This is a genomic window from Denitromonas iodatirespirans (assembly GCF_018524365.1).
In the GTDB taxonomy this organism is placed as follows: Bacteria; Pseudomonadota; Gammaproteobacteria; order Burkholderiales; family Rhodocyclaceae; genus Nitrogeniibacter; species Nitrogeniibacter iodatirespirans.
Genome location: NZ_JAEKFT010000183.1, coordinates 1 through 248, shown reverse-complemented (window position 1 = coordinate 248; position 248 = coordinate 1). Strand labels below are relative to the sequence as shown.

Annotated in this window: 1 protein-coding gene; it reads right to left on the bottom strand. The window is 69.4% G+C overall.

What is annotated here, in order from left to right; translation table 11 throughout:
• The coding region (locus I8J34_RS24470; protein ID WP_214364226.1) for a transposase at nt 1-248 on the bottom strand (248 nt) is incomplete at both ends.

Here is a 248-nt window from a genome sequence, read left to right as displayed (position 1 = left end):
ATCGCGCCGCTGCTGCCCTCGCGGTAGCGGAAGGTGACCTGGCCGTTGCGGCAGGCGAGGATGTCCGCTTCGCGGATCACGCCGCGGTACAGGTAGCGGCCCAGATAGAGCAAGGCCTTGTCGCCGTGGCCGACTGCCTTGCAGTGCGCGACCCATTGGCTTGGCGCCCGCTTCGGCAAGGCCAGGGCGGCCGCCGACAAGGCGGCGAGCATCCTGGCACGAAAGACCTTGGCCAGGGCCTTGGCGTT